We start from the raw sequence: 17,684 nt of genomic DNA, 5'->3' as shown, positions 1-17,684 counted from the left end.
CTCCCGTCCGCGCGGACACGCAAGCCGATGGGGCGCACCCGCACAGGGTGCGCCCCATCGGAGTTCTCGCGTACGGGCGTTACCAGGCCGTCTGCGCCTTGCCGTGCGTCTTGTCCTCCGCGGGCAGCAGGATCCACAGCGCGATGTACAGCAGGAACTGTGGGCCGGGCAGCAGACACGAGACCAGGAAGATCACCCGCATCGTCGTGGCCGAGGTGCCGAAGCGCCGAGCCAGTGCGGCGCACACTCCGCCGATCATGCGGCCGTGGGTGGGGCGGGCGAGGCGGGACATGTGCGACTCCTTCGTGAGGATGTGTGAGGCCTCTCGACCGAGTACCCCATCTGCACTCCACGCTACGGAGACGAAGGGGGCAAAGCGTCACTCCACGGGGCGATCCCGACCCTGGGAATCGTCGGGGTCCGACCCTGAGCCGGCTCCTCCGGGAGCAGGGGCGTGCGCGGCAGCCGGGCGGTGGTGCGGCGGCGCAGCCAGGAGCGGCCCGCCGGGACCAGCGCGAGATGCGCGAGGGCGACCCCCGTGGTGTTGAGGAAGAGCGAGTCCACGTCGACGACCTGACCGGGTACGCCGGTCTGCAGCAGTTCGATGCCCCAGGAGAGCAGGGCACCGGCCGCGACGGTACGCAGCAGGGACGCCAGCGGTGAGACGTCCAGTCTGCCGCCGGCCAGCGGCAGCAGCACACCCAGCGGCGCGAGCAGGGCCAGCCCCTCTCCGATCCGGCGGGCCGCCTCGGGCCAGCCCAGGGCCAGATCGGCCCGGATACCCGCGAACGGCCTGAGATTTGCCGGCATCACCCAGGGCACCTCCAGCGGCCGCAGCGTGAGCCAGGCGACGAACGCCAGGTGTGCGACGAGGAGGACACCTCCTGTCACACGGATGCGGGACGCGGCGCTGCCGCCGATGGAGCCTTGACGCTGCACGCCCCCCAAGACGCCGCTTGCGGCGACTTCGGTTCCGCGATGGGCACCGTCGGCCCCGTGAGGCATGCGCCACAGCCCCGGGCGGGTCAGTCCCCGGCCGTGGGCATGCGCCGCCGCCCCTGGCGGGTCAGTCCCCGGCCGTGGGCATGCGCCGCCGCCCCTGGCGGGTCAGTCCCCGGCCGTGGGCATGCGCCGCCGCCCCTGGCGGGTCACTCCCCGGCCGTGGGCATGCGCCGCCGCCCCGGACGGGTCAGTCCCCGGCCGTGGGCATGCGCCACAGCCCCGGACGGGTCAGTCCCCGGCCACGGGCATGCGGCCCAGCCCCAGGCGGGTCACTCCCCGGCCACGTCCTTCGACGGTGGCTCCGTGCTGCCCGGCCGGGCCCGCACCTCGTCGGTGCACTCGTAGCGGCGCGGGCTCTCGGCGCCGGGGCCGCCCAGCACCACCGAGCCGTCGCCCTCGGCCGCCGCCGAGTCGGAGAAGGTGCAGACGATCTGCGCGAGGGCGTACGAGGTGAGCCCGGCCGGAGCCGTGCTCAGCCGCAGTGTGTCGTCCGGGTCGCCGGGGCGCGGCCCGCCGACCGTGATGCCGCCGCGGACGTCCGTGCCGTAGCCGGCTTCCTTCTCGGCGGTCGACGGCGGTGCGGCGAGCTGGTCCAGCAGGCCCTGCGCGACGAGCATGCGCCGCTCGGAGTCGGCCGCGCCGTCCGGGACCCGCACGGTCCGGTCGACCGTCACCAGCGAGGACCCGCACAGCAGGAACACCTGCACCGGCAGCCCCCGGGCGGCCTGGGCGGAGACGTCCGGCTCGGAGAGGGAGCACTGCACCCGCGAGGGCGCCGGCCCGAAGTTCGTCGGCACCTCCGTGGCCCGGATCCCGCAGCCGGCCAGCAGCACGGCGAGCGCCGGAACGGCGAGCAGCCGGGACACGGCCGCCCCACGCGCGGTCCTCATGCGTCCCCCTTCGCGTCCTCGTCCCGGGGCCGGTCGCCACCGCTCCCGGGCTTCAGTTCGTCCTCGGCTGGCTGCTCCTCCGCGGGCGACGTGCCGCGCGGGAGCCGCAGGGTGAACACCGCGCCCGAGTCGGGCGAGTTCGCGGCGGTGATCTCGCCGCCGTGGATGTGGGCGTTCTCCAGCGCGATGGACAGTCCCAGGCCGCTGCCCTCGGACCGCGGCCGTGAGGCGCTGGCCTTGTAGAAGCGGTCGAACACGTGCGGCAGGACGTCCTCCGGGATGCCGGGACCGTGGTCCTGCACCTCGATGACGATCGAGTCGTCCGCCTCCCGCACGGACACCCGCACCGGGGAGCCGCCGTGCTTGAGAGCGTTGCCGATGAGGTTGGCCAGGATGACGTCCAGGCGACGCGGATCCAGGCGGGCGTGCAGGCCGCGCTCGGCGTCCAGCTCGACCGCGTCCAGCCAGGCGCGGGCGTCGATGCAGGCGGTGATCTGGTCGGCGAGGTCGACGTCGTCCAGGACCAGCCGGGCGGTGCCCGCGTCGAAGCGGGTGACCTCCATCAGGTTCTCCACCAGGTCGTTCAGCCGCCGCGTCTCGCTGACGACCAGCCGGACGGCGGGCTCGATCATCGGGTCCATGCTCCCGGTCTCCGCCTCCAGCTCCTCCTCCAGCACCTCCGTCACGGCGGTGATCGCGGTGAGCGGCGTCCGCAGCTCATGGCTCATGTCCGCCACGAACCGCCGGGACGCCTCGTCCCGCGCGGCCATCTCGGCGACCCGCTTCTCCAGCGCCTCCGCCGCGTTGTTGAACGTCCGGGACAGATCGGCGAGTTCATCGGTCCCGGACACCCTGAGCCGGGTGTCCAGCTTGCCCTCGCCGAGCCGCCGCGCGGCCGTCCCGAGCCGCTGCACCGGCTTCAGCACGGTCGTCGCCGCGGCCTGCGCCAGCAGCGCCGAGCCGATCAGCGCCAGCCCCGTGGCGATGCCCAGCGACCAGGCCAGCGAGTTGAGGTCCTTGGCCTCCGGCTCCAGCGACTTGAGCATGTAACCGGTCGGGCCGCCGCCGATGACCCGCGTCCCGGCCACCAGGTACGGGGTGTCGTGATCGACTATCCGCTGCCAGTACAGGTGGTGGGGGTACTTGTTGGCCTCGTCGACCTGCTGCGTCCTGTTCACCGCCGTGCGCAGCGACTTCGGCACGTCACGCAGCGAGAAGCCGTTCAGCCCGCCGGAGCTGCCGTAGACGGTCCTGCCCTCGGCGTCGCGGCCGACCAGCAGCACGCTGAAACGCTGGTCGCTGCCGGCCATCTGGCCCGCGGTGTGCTGCAGCTCGTCCTGAGCCGGACGCTCGGGCAGCGCGCCCGCCCGGTTCTGCATCTCCTGCTCGAAGTCGCGCAGCACGGCGTCCTGGGTGCGGGTGAGCACGGCCTCGCGGTTGAGCCAGTACGCGATGGCGGACGCGGACACGGCGGCCGTCAGGGCCACCAGACCGAACACGACGACCAGCCGCAGCCGCAGGCTGGTGAAGCGCAGCCCCGACAGAACTCCCTTGCGCGCCCCGGTCCAGCCGCGGGCCCCCCCTTGGTGCGCCTGTGTCACTGAGGCGCGTCCAGCCGGTAGCCGACACCCCGCACGGTACGGATCAGCGTCGGGGACGACGGCACGTCCTCGACCTTGGCACGCAGCCGCTGGACACACGCGTCCACGAGACGCGAGTCGCCCAGGTAGTCGTGCTCCCACACCAGCCGCAGCAGCTGCTGCCGGGACAGCGCCTGGCCCGGCCGCCGGCTCAGCTCCAGCAGCAGCCGCAGCTCGGTCGGCGTGAGCTGGAGGTCCTCGCCGTTCTTCGTCACGGTCATCGCCGAGCGGTCGATGACGAGGCTGCCGAAGCTCGCCGCGTCGTTCGACTCCCGCTCGCCGCGCCGCAGCACGGCCCGGATCCGGGCGTCGAGCACCCGCCCCTGCACCGGTTTGACGACATAGTCGTCGGCGCCGGACTCCAGCCCGACCACCACGTCGATGTCGTCGCTGCGCGCGGTCAGCAGGATGATCGGCAACTGGTCCGTGCGCCGGATGCGCCGGCACACCTCGAACCCGTCGATGCCGGGCAGCATCACGTCCAGCACGATCAGATCCGGCCGCTGCTCGCGGAGCAGCTTCAGACCGTCCTCACCGCTGGCAGCGGTCGCCACGCGGTGGCCCTGGCGCGTCAGTGAGAGCTCCAGGGCCGTCCGGATGGCGTCGTCGTCCTCGATCAGCAACAGGGAAGGCACGCGCTCATTCTGGCCCATGGAGGGGCCGGGGTTCGACCGGTGGGGCACAGTCGGTGCCGGCCGGTACCGCCGACGTGTGTGGACGACCTGTGGACGACCCGTGGCCGACCCCTGTGACAGGTCTGTGACAGTCGGCGGACACGGCCATGAAAGTGCCGCGGCAAGCTTTTCGGCACAGGGAAGGAAGCCCGCCCAACCGGCGGGCCGCACATCGGAAGTCCACGACGGGGGGCGCGAGATGAACACGCTGCACGGCATCAGCACCAGCGCAGTTGTCACGCGTCTGCACGACGTGCACCGGGGTTCCGAGAAGTCCGGAGCCGTTGGGGGAGGGCGCGGGTGCGCTCGCGGCACCGGGCGTCAGCACACCGGGTTCATGACGGTGGTCGACGCACACACGGGGGAGAACAAGGGGACGGGGGCGGCTCACGGGGGAGCCGCGTACGGGGAGGGCTCGGGGGAGCGCCGCTCGCTGACGGAGGCGGAGTTCACCGCCTACGTCCAGGAGCGCCGTGCCTCCCTGTACGCAACCGCCTACCACCTGACCGGCGACCGCTTCGAGGCCGAGGACCTGCTGCAGAGCGCGCTGTTCTCGACCTACCGGGCGTGGGACCGGATCAGCGACAAGGCCGCGGTCGGCGGATACCTCCGCCGCACCATGACCAACCTGCACATCAGCGCCTGGCGGCGCCGCAAGCTCAACGAGTACCCGACCGAGGAACTGCCGGAGACGCCCGGCGACACGGACGCGATGCGCGGCACCGAGCTGCGCGCGGTCCTGTGGCAGGCGCTGGCCCGGCTGCCCGAACTCCAGCGCACCATGCTGGTCCTGCGCTACTACGAGGGCCGCACGGACCCGGAGATCGCGGAGATCCTCGACATCAGTGTCGGCACGGTGAAGTCCAGCATCTGGCGGTCGCTCCGCCGGCTGCGCGAGGACGAGGTCCTCAGCTTCGGCCGTGACGAGGAGGACGCCTTCGGCGAGCTCGTCGCCTGAAGGCCGGGGGGAGCACCACAAGGGGGCCCACGGGGGAACCGCGTGGACGCTGGGGGGCGTCATCGCGGGAGAGTGGGGACTCGGGGGAGGACAACGGGGGAGTACGGAAGCGGGACTGGAGGGCCGGGGGGTCCGTCCAGTCCCGCTTTCTTTGTGCCTTGAGGTGCCTCTGACCGGTCAGGCCGCCGTGCGCAGGCTCTCGCACCGGCCGGCCGCCGCTGCCGCCAGGCGCCCCATCGCCTCGTCGCGGTCGCAGGCGTACGCGCCCAGCGCCGTCTGACGGGCGACGATCGTGCGCTCCTGCCGCATCAGGCGCCAGCCGCGGCGCAGCAGGAACGGCACCGACTTGCGGCCCTCCTTGAGGTCCCGCATGAAGCGGCGGCGGAACGTCTTCACCGGGCCCCGGCTCAGACACAGCGCGTCGGCGAGGACGCCGAGTTCGCGGCAGCGCGTGACGATCTCCGCGGCGAAGATGCCCTCCGCGATGAACAGCGGGGTCCGTCCGATGTCGACCGTCTCCCCACCCGTTCGGGCGCTGAGCGAGATGTCGTAGACGGGGACTTCCGTACGGCCCGTGCGGCACAGACTGGCGATCGCGGCGACGGCGGTGTCCGCGTCCCACGAGTTCGGGTGGTCCCAGTCGATGTCGGAGCTCCCCGCCACCAGGGGCAGAGTCGGGTCGTCACCCTCCTTGTAGAAGTCGTCGAGCCGCAGCACCGGAAGGCCGGAGCGGGCCGCGAGGAGGGACTTGCCGGAGCCGGAAGGGCCGCAGAGCAGCACGACTCGCGTCGGTATGGGCAGAGGAGAACTCACGGGACACCAGTGTGAGGCATCCGATGGGGGCCGTACGACCCCGCGGGTCGGCTTTGATGCGCGCATCACACCTCAACCACCCTCAGTTCCCATCCGGTTACCCAGTGCATCGACGGGTGGCGCCCATGGCCCGTCAGGACACCTGCAAGGAGCGGGCCGCTGTCGCAGCGGTGACCCCGCCCACGCCACGGGGAAGCCCCGGCCCTCCCGGACGGAGGCGGGCCGGGGCTTCGGCTGTGCGGGCGGCCGGTACGGCTAGTACGAGGAACCCGACGCGCCCAGTGATCCCGTGGGGTGCCAGACCGTCTTGGTCTCCAGGAACGCCGTCAGACGGTCGATCCCGGGCGTCTCCGCGTAATCCACAGGCTGTGGACGCAGTACGCGCTTGAGGTTGTCGGCGGCGGCGATCTCCAGTTCCTTCGCCAGCACCTCGTCGGCGCCCGCGAGGTCGATCGCGTTGACGTCCTGGTGGGACGCCAGCGGGGTCGCGATCTCCGCCGTGCGGCCCGACAGGACGTTGACCACGCCGCCCGGGACGTCCGAGGTGGCCAGCACCTCGGCCAGGGACAGGGCGGGAAGCGGCGCCCTCTCGCTCGCCACCACGACCGCCGTGTTGCCCGTCGCGATCACCGGGGCCAGCACCGACACCAGGCCCAGGAACGACGACTCCTGCGGCGCCAGCACCGCGACCACGCCCGTCGGTTCGGGGGACGACAGGTTGAAGAACGGGCCCGCGACCGGGTTGCCGCCTCCGACCACCTGGGCGATCTTGTCGGTCCAGCCCGCGTACCAGACCCAGCGGTCGATCGTGGCGTCCACGACCGCGGCCGCCTTGGACTTCGACAGGCCCTCCGCGTCGGCCACCTCACGGGTGAACTGCTCCCGGCGGCCCTCCAGCATCTCCGCGACGCGGTAGAGGACCTGGCCCCGGTTGTACGCCGTCGCCCCGGACCAGCCGCCGAACGCCTTGCGCGCCGCGACGACCGCGTCCCGGGCGTCCTTGCGGGAGGACAGCGGTGCGTTCGCCAGCCACTTGCCCTTCGAGTCCGTCACCTCGTACACCCGGCCGCTCTCGGAACGCGGGAACTTCCCGCCGACGTACAGCTTGTAGGTCTTCAGGACGTTGAGCCGATCAACTGCATTCATTTAACGCTCGCCCTCCGGGCTCGACGGGGCGAGGTACGCCTCCAGGCCGTGACGGCCGCCCTCGCGGCCGAAGCCCGACTCCTTGTAGCCGCCGAACGGCGACGTCGGGTCGAACTTGTTGAACGTGTTGGACCAGACGACACCCGCGCGGAGCTTGTTCGCGACCGCCAGGATGCGCGAGCCCTTCTCCGTCCAGATGCCGGCGGACAGGCCGTACGGCGTGTTGTTGGCCTTGGCGACCGCCTCGTCCGGCGTGCGGAACGTCAGCACCGACAGCACCGGCCCGAAGATCTCGTCGCGGGCGATCCGGTGCGCCTGGGTGACGTTCGTGAACAGCGTCGGGGCGAACCAGTAGCCGCTCTCCGGCAGCTCGCACGCCGGTGACCAGCGCTCGGCGCCCTCCGCCTCGCCCTGCTCGACGAGCGAGGTGATGCGGGTGAGCTGCTCCTCGGAGTTGATCGCGCCGATGTCCGTGTTCTTGTCCAGCGGGTCGCCGAGGCGCAGCGTGGACAGGCGGCGCTTCAGGGACTCCAGGAGCTCCTCCTGGATCGACTCCTGCACCAGCAGGCGGGAGCCCGCGCAGCAGACCTGGCCCTGGTTGAAGAAGATGCCGTTGACGATGCCCTCGACGGCCTGGTCGATGGGGGCGTCGTCGAAGACGATGTTCGCGCCCTTGCCGCCCAGTTCGAGCGTGACCTTCTTCCCTGTCCCTGCGACCGTGCGGGCGATCTCCTTGCCGACGGCCGTGGAGCCGGTGAAGGCCACCTTGTTCACATCCGGGTGGGCGACCAGCGCCGCGCCCGCGTCGCCGTAGCCCGGGAGGATGTTGACGACGCCCTTGGGCAGGCCCGCCTGACGGCAGATGTCCGCGAAGAACAGCGCGGACAGGGGGGTCGTCTCGGCCGGCTTCAGGACGACCGTGTTGCCCGTCGCGAGCGCCGGGGCGATCTTCCACGCCAGCATCAGCAGCGGGAAGTTCCAGGGGATGACCTGGCCGGCGACGCCGAGGGGCCTCGGGTTCGCGCCGAAGCCGGCGTGGCCGAGCTTGTCGGCCCAGCCCGCGTAGTAGAAGAAGTGCGCGGCGACCAGGGGGAGGTCCGCGTCGCGGGTCTCCTTGATCGGCTTGCCGTTGTCGAGGGTTTCGAGGACGGCGAGCTCGCGCGAACGCTCCTGGATGATCCGCGCGATGCGGAACAGGTATTTCGCGCGCTCCGAGCCCGGCAGCGCCGACCACTTCTCGAACGCCCTGCGCGCGGCCTTCACCGCGCGGTCGACGTCCTCGGAACCGGCCTGGGCGATCTCGGAGAGGACCTCCTCGGTCGACGGGGAGACGGTCTTGAAGACCTTGCCGTCCGCCGCTTCGACGAACTCGCCGTCGATGAACAGGCCGTACGAGGGAGCGATGTCGGCGATCGCGCGCGACTCGGGAGCCGGGGCGTATTCGAATACGGAAGCCATGGTGATCAGTCCACCGTCACGTAGTCGGGACCGGAGTAGCGGCCGGTGGCCAGCTTCTGCCGCTGCATCAGCAGGTCGTTCAGCAGCGAGGAGGCGCCGAAGCGGAACCAGTGGTTGTCCAGCCAGTCCTCGCCCGCGGTCTCGTTGACCAGCACGAGGAACTTGACGGCGTCCTTGGAGGTGCGGATGCCGCCGGCCGGCTTCACGCCGACCTGGATGCCGGTCTGCGCCCGGAAGTCGCGCACCGCCTCCAGCATGAGCAGCGTGTTCGCCGGGGTCGCGTTGACCGCGACCTTTCCGGTGGAGGTCTTGATGAAGTCCGCGCCCGCCAGCATGCCGAGCCAGCTCGCGCGGCGGATGTTGTCGTACGTCGAGAGCTCGCCGGTCTCGAAGATGACCTTCAGGCGCGCCGAGGTGCCGCAGGCCTCCTTCACGGCGGTGATCTCGTCGTACACCTTCAAGTATCGACCCGCGAGGAACGCCCCGCGGTCGATGACCATGTCGATCTCGTCCGCGCCGGCGGCGACGGCGTCACGCACGTCGGCCAGCTTGATGTCGAGCGCGGCGCGTCCGGCCGGGAACGCCGTGGCCACCGAGGCGACCTTCACGCCGGAGCCGGCGACGGCCTCCTTGGCCACGGCCACCATGTCGGGGTAGACGCAGACCGCCGCCGTGGAGGGCGTCGTACGGTCGGTCGGGTCCGGCTTGACCGCCTTCGCGCCGAGCGCCCGGACCTTGCCCGGGGTGTCCGCGCCTTCCAGCGTCGTCAGGTCGACCATCGAGATGGCGAGGTCGATGGCGTACGCCTTGGCGGTCGTCTTGATCGAACGGGTGCCGAGGGAGGCCGCACGGCCCTCGAGTCCGACCGCGTCGACGCCGGGGAGCCCGTGGAGGAAGCGGCGCAGCGAGCTGTCGGACGCGGCGACGTCCTTGAGGGGGTGAGCTGCGGTGAGTGCAGAACTGGGCATGGTCACCAGACGAGCATATCTACGCGCGTAGCGGCTGTACAGTCCCCGGTCCTTCCGAGGCGGATCCGCCGATACTCCTCGGGCGGATGAGGGGCCGGAAGAAGGGTCCGGCAGAATCGAGACATGACCAGCCCCGAACCCCAGTCACCGGCACCGCAGCCCTCGGAGCCCGAGTCCAAGGACCGGGTGTACCGGTCGGTCCCGGCCATCGCCGGTGGTGTGCTGCTGCTCGCCATCGCCGGGTGGCTCGGCATCGACGCGGTGCTCTCCGGGGAGGGACGCACGCCGTGGCTCGCGCTCGCCGTGCTGCTCCTCGTCGTGCCGCTGGTCGTCGCCTTCACTCTGCGGCCCGCCGTGTACGCGGGCGACGACCGGCTGCGGATCCGCAACCCCTTCCGGCTCGTCGTCGTGCCCTGGGGGCAGGTCGCCTCGCTGCGCTCCTCCTACTCCAACGAGGTCCTCACCGAGTCCGGCGCGAAGTACCAGCTGTGGGCGGTGCCCGTGTCGCTGCGGGCCCGCAAGAAGGCCGCGCGGCGTGAGATGCGGGCGACGGCGCAGGCCCGTCGGGAGATGGGCCGGGACGAGGGCCGCGGCAGTGCGCTCGGGATGCGGGCGGGCCTCGGCGCCGGCCTCGGCGGGGACTCCGTCTCCGAGGGGCCCGTGCGGGCCGAGACCGACCGGATCATGGACGAGCTGCGCGGGCTCCACGAGGCACGGCACCGGGCGGAGCCGGCGCAGGGCGAGGTCACCGTGCGGTGGGCCTACGAGGTGCTGGCACCGGCGGTGGCGGGGGCCGTCCTGGTGCTGATCCTGGTGGCGGTGGGCTGAAGGGGCACCCGCCCCCGCCGGGTGTGCCGGCCGCTCTGCCCGGGTGCCCGCTGCCGGGCTCGGCTCCGGCCGGGTGTGCCGACCGGTCCGCCCTGACCGCTTCTGCCCGTGCTCGCTGCCGGGCTCGGCCCCGGCCGGGTGTGCCGTCCGGTCCGTCCGGTGTGATGGCCGCTTCTGCCCGTGCTCGCTGCCGGGCTCGGCCCCGGCCGGGTGTGCCGTCCGGTCCGTCCGGTGTGACGGCCGCCTCTGCCCGTACTTGCTGGCGGGCTCCGCCCCCCCGGCCCGTGTTCCGGCCGCTCCGCCGGTGCCTCGAGATCGGTTAGGTGCCGTGAAAACCGGTGGAGCCGGGGCATCCCCGCGCCTAGGTTCGGGGCATGAGCACCCGTACCTTCCGTGTCACCGTGCGAGGCGTCTTCGAGGGGCTGAGCGCCGGGCAGTGAGCCGAGCTGCTGGAGCGGGCCGCGGAGCACGACGTGCTGCGCGCGGCCTTCACGCCCGAGGGGAGCCTCACCTACGACGTGGCCGTGCGGCCCGCCTTCACCTTCCGCTTCCTGGACTCCGGGGAGGCCGAGGAGGACATCCTGGAGGCCGCCGAGCGGGCCGAGGCGTCGGCGCGGGCCTGGCTCGAGCAGCGTGGGTACGGCTACAAGAACCTCAGGTCCACCGCCGAGGACCTCTCCCAGGCGCCGCTCGGCAAGCGGCAGCGGCGGGAGGCGGCCCGCAAGGGTTCCTAGGGGCGGGGGCCGGGACGGTGCGGGCTCCTCCGTCGCCTCAGATGCCCGCAGCCGTCGACAGGTCGCGCTTGATCGACTCCAGCAGTGCCGTCGCCTTCGCCCGGGCCGCCGGGAGATCGTCGTGCGACCCGACCGGGATCACGACCTCCAGGTAGCACTTCAGCTTCGGCTCCGTACCGCTCGGGCGGACGATCACGCGGGCGCCGTCGAGGGTGTACCGCAGACCGTCCGTGGGCGGGAGTTCGGCCGTGCCCTTGGTGAGGTCGTCGGTACGGGTGATCGGCAGGCCGGCCAGCTCTGTCGGGGGCTGTTCGCGCAGACGCCGCATCGCGGCGGCGATGAGGGACAGGTCCTCGACGCGCACCGAGAGCTGGTCCGTCGCGTGCAGGCCGTGCTCCACCGCCAGGTCGTCCAGCAGGTCGAGGAGCGTGCGGCCCTCCTCCTTCAGTCCGGAGGCCAGTTCCGTGATCAGCAGCGCGGCCGTGATGCCGTCCTTGTCGCGCACGCCGTCGGGGTCCACGCAGTAGCCGAGGGCCTCCTCGTAGCCGAAGCGCAGACCCTCGGCGCGGGCGATCCACTTGAAGCCCGTGAGGGTCTCGACATGGGGGAGGCCCGCCTTCTCGGCGATCCGGCCGAGGAGGGACGAGGAGACGATCGACTCCGCGAAGGTGCCCGTCGCTCCACGGCGGACCAGGTGCGCGGCGAGCAGCGCGCCGACCTCGTCACCGCGCAGCATGCGCCAGTCGCCGCCGTCCCGTACGGCGACGGCGCAGCGGTCTGCGTCCGGGTCGTTGGCGATGATCAGGTCCGGGGCGGTTTCGCCGGCGCGTGCGGTCGCGAAGGCCAGGTCCATCGCTCCGGGTTCCTCCGGGTTGGGGAACGCGACGGTCGGGAACTCCGGGTCGGGTTCGGCCTGCTCCGCGACGAGGACCGGCTCCGGGAAGCCGGCGCGGGCGAAGGCGGCCAGGAGGACGTCCTTGCCGACGCCGTGCATCGCCGTGTACACCGTGCGGGCGGTGCGGGGGGAACCCTCGGCCAGGACGGCGTCCGTGCGGGCGAGGTAGGCGTCGAGGACGCTGTCGTCGAGGACGTCCCAGCCGTCGGTGGGGCGCCGGACGGTGGTGAGGGACGGGACGGCCGCGATCTCCGCCGCGATCTCGATGTCCGCCGGGGGGACGATCTGCGAGCCGTCGCCGAGGTACACCTTGTAGCCGTTGTCGCGGGGCGGGTTGTGGCTGGCGGTGACCTCCACGCCCGCGACCGCGCCGAGGTGCCTTATCGCGAAGGCGAGCACGGGGGTCGGGAGGGGGCGGGGGAGGACGGCCGCACGCAGGCCCGCGCCGATCATGACGGCGGCGGTGTCCTGGGCGAAGTCGTGGGACTTGTGGCGGGCGTCGTAGCCGATGACCACGAGGCCGTCGTCGTGGCCTTGCTTCCTGAGGTACGCGGCGAGGCCGGCGGCGGCGCGGATGACGACCGAGCGGTTCATGCGCATGGGGCCGGCGCCGAGTTCGCCGCGCAGGCCGGCGGTGCCGAACTGGAGGGTGCCGCTGAATCGGGCGGCGAGTTCGGCGTGGTCCTTGGTGTCGATCAGGCGGGCGAGCTCGGTGCGGGTCTCCGGGTCGGGGTCCTCGGTGAGCCACGCCTGGGCCTGTGCGATGAGTTCGTCGTGCACGGTCGGGGTCAGCCTCTCGCTTGTCTCTGATCGGTGCGGGTGCCTCCGGCGGTGGGGCGGGGGCTTGCCTTCCGCCGGTGGGGGTGCGCGTGCGCTTCGCCTGTGCGTGGGGTGCGGGTCGGGGCCGCGCCGGGGGTGTCCGTCCTCGGAACGACGCGATGGGGCCGGACACCGGCTGACCGTCCGTCGACGCGCCAACCGCTGTGGGCGGACACCCCCCGACACGACCTCTGCTCGCGTACGCGGGTGCGGGAGCGACGTGGCTCGCCCCTGGCTGCGGGCATGCGTGCCGCCCGGGGCGGCACGGGTGGGCGTGGGGGTCCCCCCTGCCCGGGCGAAGCCGAGAGCTTGGGGGAGGCACCCCGTTTCGCCGGGTTGCGGTCCCAGCAGGCCTCAGCGCCGTCGCCGGGGCCTACAGGCGGCCCAGGACCTGCGCGAGCAGGGAACCCATGCGTGTCGCGGAGTCGCGGCCCGCCTGGAGGACCTCCTCGTGGTTCAGGGGCTCGCCCGTCATGCCGGCAGCCAGGTTGGTGACGAGGGAGATGCCGAGGACCTCCGCACCCGCCTCGCGCGCGGCGATCGCCTCGAGGACCGTCGACATGCCCACCAGGTCCGCACCGATGACGCGGGCCATGCGGATCTCGGCCGGAGTCTCGTAGTGCGGGCCGGGGAACTGGGCGTAGACGCCCTCCTCCAGCGTGGCGTCGACCTCCTTGCACAGGGCCCGCAGGCGCGGGGAGTACAGGTCGGTGAGGTCGACGAAGTTCGCGCCGATGATGGGGGAGGTGGCGGTGAGGTTGATGTGGTCGCTGATGAGGACCGGCTGGCCGGGGCGCATGCCCTCGCGCAGGCCGCCGCAGCCGTTGGTGAGGACGACCGTCTTGCAGCCGGCCGAGACCGCGGTGCGGACGCCGTGGGCGACCGCGGCCACCCCGCGGCCCTCGTAGTAGTGCGTACGGCCCAGGAAGACCAGGGCGCGCTTGTTGCCGATCCGGTAGGAGCGGATCTTGCCTCCGTGGCCCTCCACCGCCGGGGGCGGGAAACCGGGGAGCTCGGTGACCTGGAACTCGGCCTCGGGGGCGCCCAGGGCGTCCACGGCCGGGGCCCAGCCGGAGCCCATCACGAGGGCGACGTCGTGGGTCTCGGCGCCCGTCAGTTCGCGCAGGCGGGCCGCGGCGGCGTCGGCGGCCGCGTGGGGGTCGCCCTGGATGTCGTCCGGAAGAAGAGATGCGTTCACGCCGACGAGGGTAACCGGTGAAAGCCTACGCGCGTAGATGGCGGAGCTCACGGGGTGGCGATCGTTGTCTTGTCGTTTCCGACGAGAGGCCTCGGGCGGGCCGCCGTCAGCAGGGGCGTTTGCGGAGCTCCATCACGTAGTCGTGGGGAGCACCGGCAGACTCCGCCGCGTCGGCGATCTCGCCCAGATAGCGGGCGGAGGGCAGGCCGCCCTCGTAGGCGTTCAGGGCGAAGGCCCACGCGGTGTCCTCACCGTCCAGGGTGTGGACCCGTACGCGCGTACGGCGGTAGATGTCGAGGCCCACGCCCTCCCAGCGGTCGAGTGACTCCTCGTCCATGGGGGCGATGTCGTAGAGGGAGACGAAGACCTGCGAGAGCGGGTCCTCCACGATCGTCGGCAGGGCACCCTCCCAGCCCATGTGCTCGCCGCCGAAGGTCAGTCGCCATCCGTTCAGCCAGCCGGTGGCGCGCAGCGGCGAGTGCGGGGCGCGGCGGGACATCAGCCGCGCGTCGAGGTTGCCGGCGTACGCGGCGTAGAGCGACATGGGGGAAGGGTACGGCAGGTGGTCCGGCGTCACTCGTGTAACGACAGGCGCACGGTCGGGCCCCCGGGCGGTGTCACGTTGTTGCGTGCGGGACAATGGAGTACGTGACTCGGATCGTGATCATCGGTGGCGGACCCGGCGGATACGAAGCGGCGCTGGTGGCCGCTCAACTCGGCGCGGAGGTGACCGTCGTCGACTGCGACGGTCTGGGCGGGGCGTCGGTGCTCACCGACTGCGTACCGTCGAAGACCCTGATCGCCACGGCCGAGGTGATGACCACCTTCGACTCCTCGTACGAGGAGCTGGGGATCATCGTCGCCGACGACACCCCGCACATCGACACGCCCGCGCGCGTCGTCGGTGTCGACCTCGGCAAGGTCAACCGGCGTGTGAAGCGGCTCGCGCTCGCCCAGTCGCACGACATCGCGGCCTCCGTGACGCGTGCCGGGGCGCGTGTCATGCGCGGGCGCGGGCGGCTGGAGGGCATGCAGGCGCTCGACGGGTCGCGCAAGGTGGTGGTGCGCGCCGCCGACGGCAGCGAGGAGACCCTGACGGCGGACGCCGTGCTCATCGCGACCGGTGGACATCCGCGTGAGCTGCCCGACGCCCAGCCGGACGGCGAGCGGATCCTGAACTGGACCCAGGTGTACGACCTCGACGAGCTCCCCGAGGAGCTGATCGTGGTCGGATCCGGTGTGACCGGTGCCGAGTTCGCCGGTGCCTACCAGGCGCTGGGGTCCCGCGTGACGCTCGTGTCGTCGCGGGACCGCGTCCTGCCCGGTGAGGACCCGGACGCGGCGGCCGTGCTGGAGGACGTCTTCCGGCGGCGCGGCATGAACGTCATGGGGCGCTCCCGCGCGCAGTCCGCCAAGCGGGTGGGGGACCGGGTCGAGGTGACGCTCTCCGACGGGCGTGTCATCACCGGTTCGCACTGCCTCATGGCCGTCGGCGCCGTGCCCAACAGCGCGGGGATGGGGCTGGAGGAGGCCGGCGTCAGGCTGCGCGAGTCCGGCCACATCTGGACCGACAGGGTGTCCCGTACGACCGCTCCCGGCGTGTACGCGGCCGGTGACGTGACCGGTGTGTTCGCCCTCGCGTCCGTGGCCGCCATGCAGGGCCGTATCGCCATGTACCACTTCCTGGGCGACGCGGTGGCCCCGCTGAACCTGAAGACGGTCTCCTCGAACGTCTTCACCGACCCGGAGATCGCGACCGTCGGCTACACCCAGGCCGACGTCGACGCCGGGAAGATCGACGCGCGGGTCGTGAAGCTGCCGCTGCTGCGCAACCCGCGCGCGAAGATGCAGGGCATCCGCGACGGCTTCGTCAAGATCTTCTGCCGTCCGGGCACCGGGATCGTGGTCGGCGGTGTGGTCGTGTCGCCGCGCGCCTCGGAACTGATCCACCCCATCTCGATCGCGGTCGACAACAATCTGACCGTCGAACAGATCGCGAAGGCCTTCACCGTCTATCCCTCCCTGTCGGGCTCGATCGCCGAGGTGGCACGGCAGTTGCACACCCGCAAGGAGACGGCCGGGGGCTGAGGCCGAATTCGACTCCTCCCTGGTCACGGGGAGTGTTCGACCATTCGTACGGCATAGGCGGCGGGACTAGGCCCTATACCACCTCCCGCTGCCTGGTGCGAACATCTTCTGCTATTCAGCGCAAACTGCTGAAAGCAGACGGTCGCTGGCGTTACTGTCAGTTTCGTGTTCGCTGCAGAACGTCGCCAATTGATCCTCGAAATGGTGCGAGCGAACGGGGCCGTGTCGCTCCGTGAGCTCGCCCGCGTCGTCCAGACCTCCGAAGTGACCGTACGGCGGGACGTGCGCGCGCTGGAGGCAGAAGGACTCCTCGACCGCCGGCACGGCGGTGCGGTACTGCCGGGCGGTTTCACGCGGGAGTCCGGCTTTCCGCAGAAGTCTCATCTCGCGACCGCCGAGAAGACCGCCATCGCCGACCTCGCCGCGAACTTCGTGGAAGAGGGCGAGGCGATCGTGGTCGGGGCGGGTACGACCACCCAGGAGCTGGCCCGCCGGCTCGCCCGGGTGCCCGGTCTCACCGTCGTCACCAACTCACTCCTCGTCGCCCAGGCGTTGGCCCATGCCAACCGGGTCGAGGTCGTGATGACCGGCGGCACGCTCCGCGGTTCGAACTACGCGCTGGTCGGGAGCGGTGCGGAGCAGTCCCTGCACGGGCTGCGGGTGTCGCGCGCGTTCCTGTCCGGGGCCGGGCTGACCGCCGAACGCGGGCTGTCCACGTCCAACATGCTGTCGGCGTCCGTCGACCGGGCGTTGGTGCAGGCCGCGGCGGAGGTGGTGGTGCTCGCCGACCACACGAAGCTCGGCACCGACACCATGTTCCAGACCGTGCCGACGGATCTCATCACGCGCCTCGTCACGGACGAGCCGCCCGCCCATGACGACCGTGCGGCCACGGAACTCCAGGCACTCGCCGACCAGGGCGTGCAGATCGCCGTGGCCGGGGGGCAGGGGGGTTCTGCCGGAGCGGGGGCGGCGGGCCCGGGGGGTGATGGGGTCCCGGCGCGCCAGCAGCGCCGGGATGTGCCGTTGCCCGGCCCTCGGCGGCAGGTGCCGGGAGCCGGTGGACAGTTGAGGTCCGCCTCTGCCTCGATGCTGGGTGAGCAGGGGCCCGGGGCGGAGCGGGCGCGGGTGGCTGATCTGCGGCGGCGATGATGCCGACGGTGGGTTGAGCCCGTGGGTTTACCGGCACCCGGCGCTGGTGCTGAGGCCGGGTGGGTCCGCAGCCCTGCGTCGCGAGGTGCCGCTGCGTCGGTGCCGAGGCCGGGTGGGTCCGCAGCCCGGCGGAACGGGGTGCCTCCCCCAAGCTCTCGGCTTCGCTCGAGCAGGGGGACCCCCACGCCCACCCGTGCCACCCCTGGCGGCACGCATGCCCGCAGCTGGGCGGCTGCTCACAGGTCCATGCGGACGAGTAACGACGGGCCCGCAGCCACGCGCCTGCGACGGCTGGGCGAGCCAGGATGCTCCCGAGGCCATGGGCCCATGACGCTGGCCGGGCGAGTCACGACCGGCCCGCAGCCGTAGGACGCTGATCGCGCCGGGCGAGCCACGATGCTCCCGCAGTCGCCGTCGTACC

General features: G+C 72.1%; 16 protein-coding genes and 1 pseudogene. 5 read left to right on the top strand and 12 right to left on the bottom strand.

Annotated elements, in window-relative coordinates:
• Positions 1–79: 79 nt before the first annotated feature.
• From AB0937_RS23505 to afsQ1, 5 genes are all read right to left on the bottom strand, one after another.
• On the bottom strand, positions 80–292 hold the full coding sequence (locus tag AB0937_RS23505) for a PspC domain-containing protein (RefSeq protein ID WP_366714149.1): 213 nt from the start codon (positions 290–292) through the stop codon (positions 80–82).
• 62 nt (positions 293–354) lie between these two features.
• Positions 355–939, bottom strand: a complete 585-nt coding sequence (locus AB0937_RS23500) for a VanZ family protein (protein WP_366714148.1) — start codon at positions 937–939, stop codon at positions 355–357.
• A gap of 332 nt (positions 940–1,271) precedes the next feature.
• On the bottom strand, positions 1,272–1,892 hold the full coding sequence (locus AB0937_RS23495; RefSeq protein ID WP_366714147.1) for a hypothetical protein: 621 nt from the start codon (positions 1,890–1,892) through the stop codon (positions 1,272–1,274).
• A complete protein-coding gene (locus AB0937_RS23490) occupies positions 1,889–3,493 on the bottom strand; it encodes a HAMP domain-containing sensor histidine kinase (RefSeq protein ID WP_366714146.1) in 1,605 nt (534 codons plus the stop codon). Before AB0937_RS23490 ends, AB0937_RS23495 begins: the two co-directional genes overlap by 4 nt.
• Positions 3,490–4,167, bottom strand: coding sequence for a two-component system response regulator AfsQ1 (afsQ1, locus tag AB0937_RS23485; protein WP_053675520.1), 678 nt, complete (start codon positions 4,165–4,167; stop codon positions 3,490–3,492). The genes AB0937_RS23490 and afsQ1 overlap by 4 nt, the downstream gene beginning before the upstream one ends.
• 238 nt (positions 4,168–4,405) lie before the next feature.
• Between afsQ1 and AB0937_RS23480 the strand changes: the two genes are divergently transcribed.
• Positions 4,406–5,164, top strand: coding sequence for a SigE family RNA polymerase sigma factor (locus AB0937_RS23480; protein ID WP_366714145.1), 759 nt, complete (start codon positions 4,406–4,408; stop codon positions 5,162–5,164).
• Positions 5,165–5,341: 177 nt separating this feature from the next.
• On the opposite strand, the gene AB0937_RS23475 is transcribed toward AB0937_RS23480, so the two are convergent.
• From AB0937_RS23475 to deoC, 4 genes are all read right to left on the bottom strand, one after another.
• A complete protein-coding gene (locus AB0937_RS23475; protein ID WP_366714144.1) occupies positions 5,342–6,046 on the bottom strand; it encodes a uridine kinase in 705 nt (234 codons plus the stop codon).
• 186 nt (positions 6,047–6,232) lie between these two features.
• Positions 6,233–7,123: an aldehyde dehydrogenase family protein gene (locus AB0937_RS23470; RefSeq protein WP_366714143.1), complete on the bottom strand. Its 891-nt coding sequence runs from the start codon at positions 7,121–7,123 to the stop codon at positions 6,233–6,235.
• Entirely contained in the window at positions 7,124–8,581 is a 1,458-nt protein-coding gene (locus AB0937_RS23465; protein WP_366714142.1) for an aldehyde dehydrogenase family protein, read from the bottom strand.
• A 5-nt stretch (positions 8,582–8,586) separates the two neighbouring features.
• Positions 8,587–9,549, bottom strand: coding sequence for a deoxyribose-phosphate aldolase (gene deoC / locus AB0937_RS23460; RefSeq protein WP_366714141.1), 963 nt, complete (start codon positions 9,547–9,549; stop codon positions 8,587–8,589).
• A gap of 123 nt (positions 9,550–9,672) precedes the next feature.
• Between deoC and AB0937_RS23455 the strand changes: the two genes are divergently transcribed.
• On the top strand, positions 9,673–10,377 hold the full coding sequence (locus AB0937_RS23455; RefSeq protein ID WP_366714140.1) for a PH domain-containing protein: 705 nt from the start codon (positions 9,673–9,675) through the stop codon (positions 10,375–10,377).
• A 446-nt stretch (positions 10,378–10,823) separates the two neighbouring features.
• Positions 10,824–11,111 carry a DUF6204 family protein gene (locus tag AB0937_RS23450; protein ID WP_366714246.1) on the top strand — a complete coding sequence of 96 codons (288 nt, stop codon included), beginning with the start codon at positions 10,824–10,826 and terminating at the stop codon, positions 11,109–11,111.
• A gap of 37 nt (positions 11,112–11,148) precedes the next feature.
• Here AB0937_RS23450 and AB0937_RS23445 read toward each other — a convergent pair whose 3' ends face one another.
• From AB0937_RS23445 to AB0937_RS23435, 3 genes are all read right to left on the bottom strand, one after another.
• Positions 11,149–12,786, bottom strand: a complete 1,638-nt coding sequence (locus AB0937_RS23445; RefSeq protein WP_366714139.1) for a phospho-sugar mutase — start codon at positions 12,784–12,786, stop codon at positions 11,149–11,151.
• Positions 12,787–13,198: 412 nt separating this feature from the next.
• A complete protein-coding gene (locus AB0937_RS23440) occupies positions 13,199–14,023 on the bottom strand; it encodes a purine-nucleoside phosphorylase (RefSeq protein WP_031110318.1) in 825 nt (274 codons plus the stop codon).
• A 106-nt stretch (positions 14,024–14,129) separates the two neighbouring features.
• On the bottom strand, positions 14,130–14,567 hold the full coding sequence (locus AB0937_RS23435) for a gamma-glutamylcyclotransferase (RefSeq protein WP_033311347.1): 438 nt from the start codon (positions 14,565–14,567) through the stop codon (positions 14,130–14,132).
• A gap of 86 nt (positions 14,568–14,653) precedes the next feature.
• Here AB0937_RS23435 and AB0937_RS23430 point away from each other — a divergent pair.
• Together AB0937_RS23430 and AB0937_RS23425 are read left to right on the top strand one after the other, a co-directional pair.
• Positions 14,654–16,111 (top strand): annotated as a pseudogene (locus AB0937_RS23430) (NAD(P)H-quinone dehydrogenase); the annotation flags it as partial.
• A gap of 165 nt (positions 16,112–16,276) precedes the next feature.
• Entirely contained in the window at positions 16,277–17,263 is a 987-nt protein-coding gene (locus tag AB0937_RS23425) for a DeoR/GlpR family DNA-binding transcription regulator (RefSeq protein ID WP_366714138.1), read from the top strand.
• Positions 17,264–17,684: the final 421 nt, after the last annotated feature.

The sequence above is a fragment of the Streptomyces sp. NPDC047880 genome (assembly GCF_040706515.1).
Lineage (GTDB): Bacteria > Actinomycetota > Actinomycetes > Streptomycetales > Streptomycetaceae > Streptomyces.
Note: the sequence above shows the minus strand (reverse complement) of the source record. Positions and strands in the feature narration are given on the sequence as shown.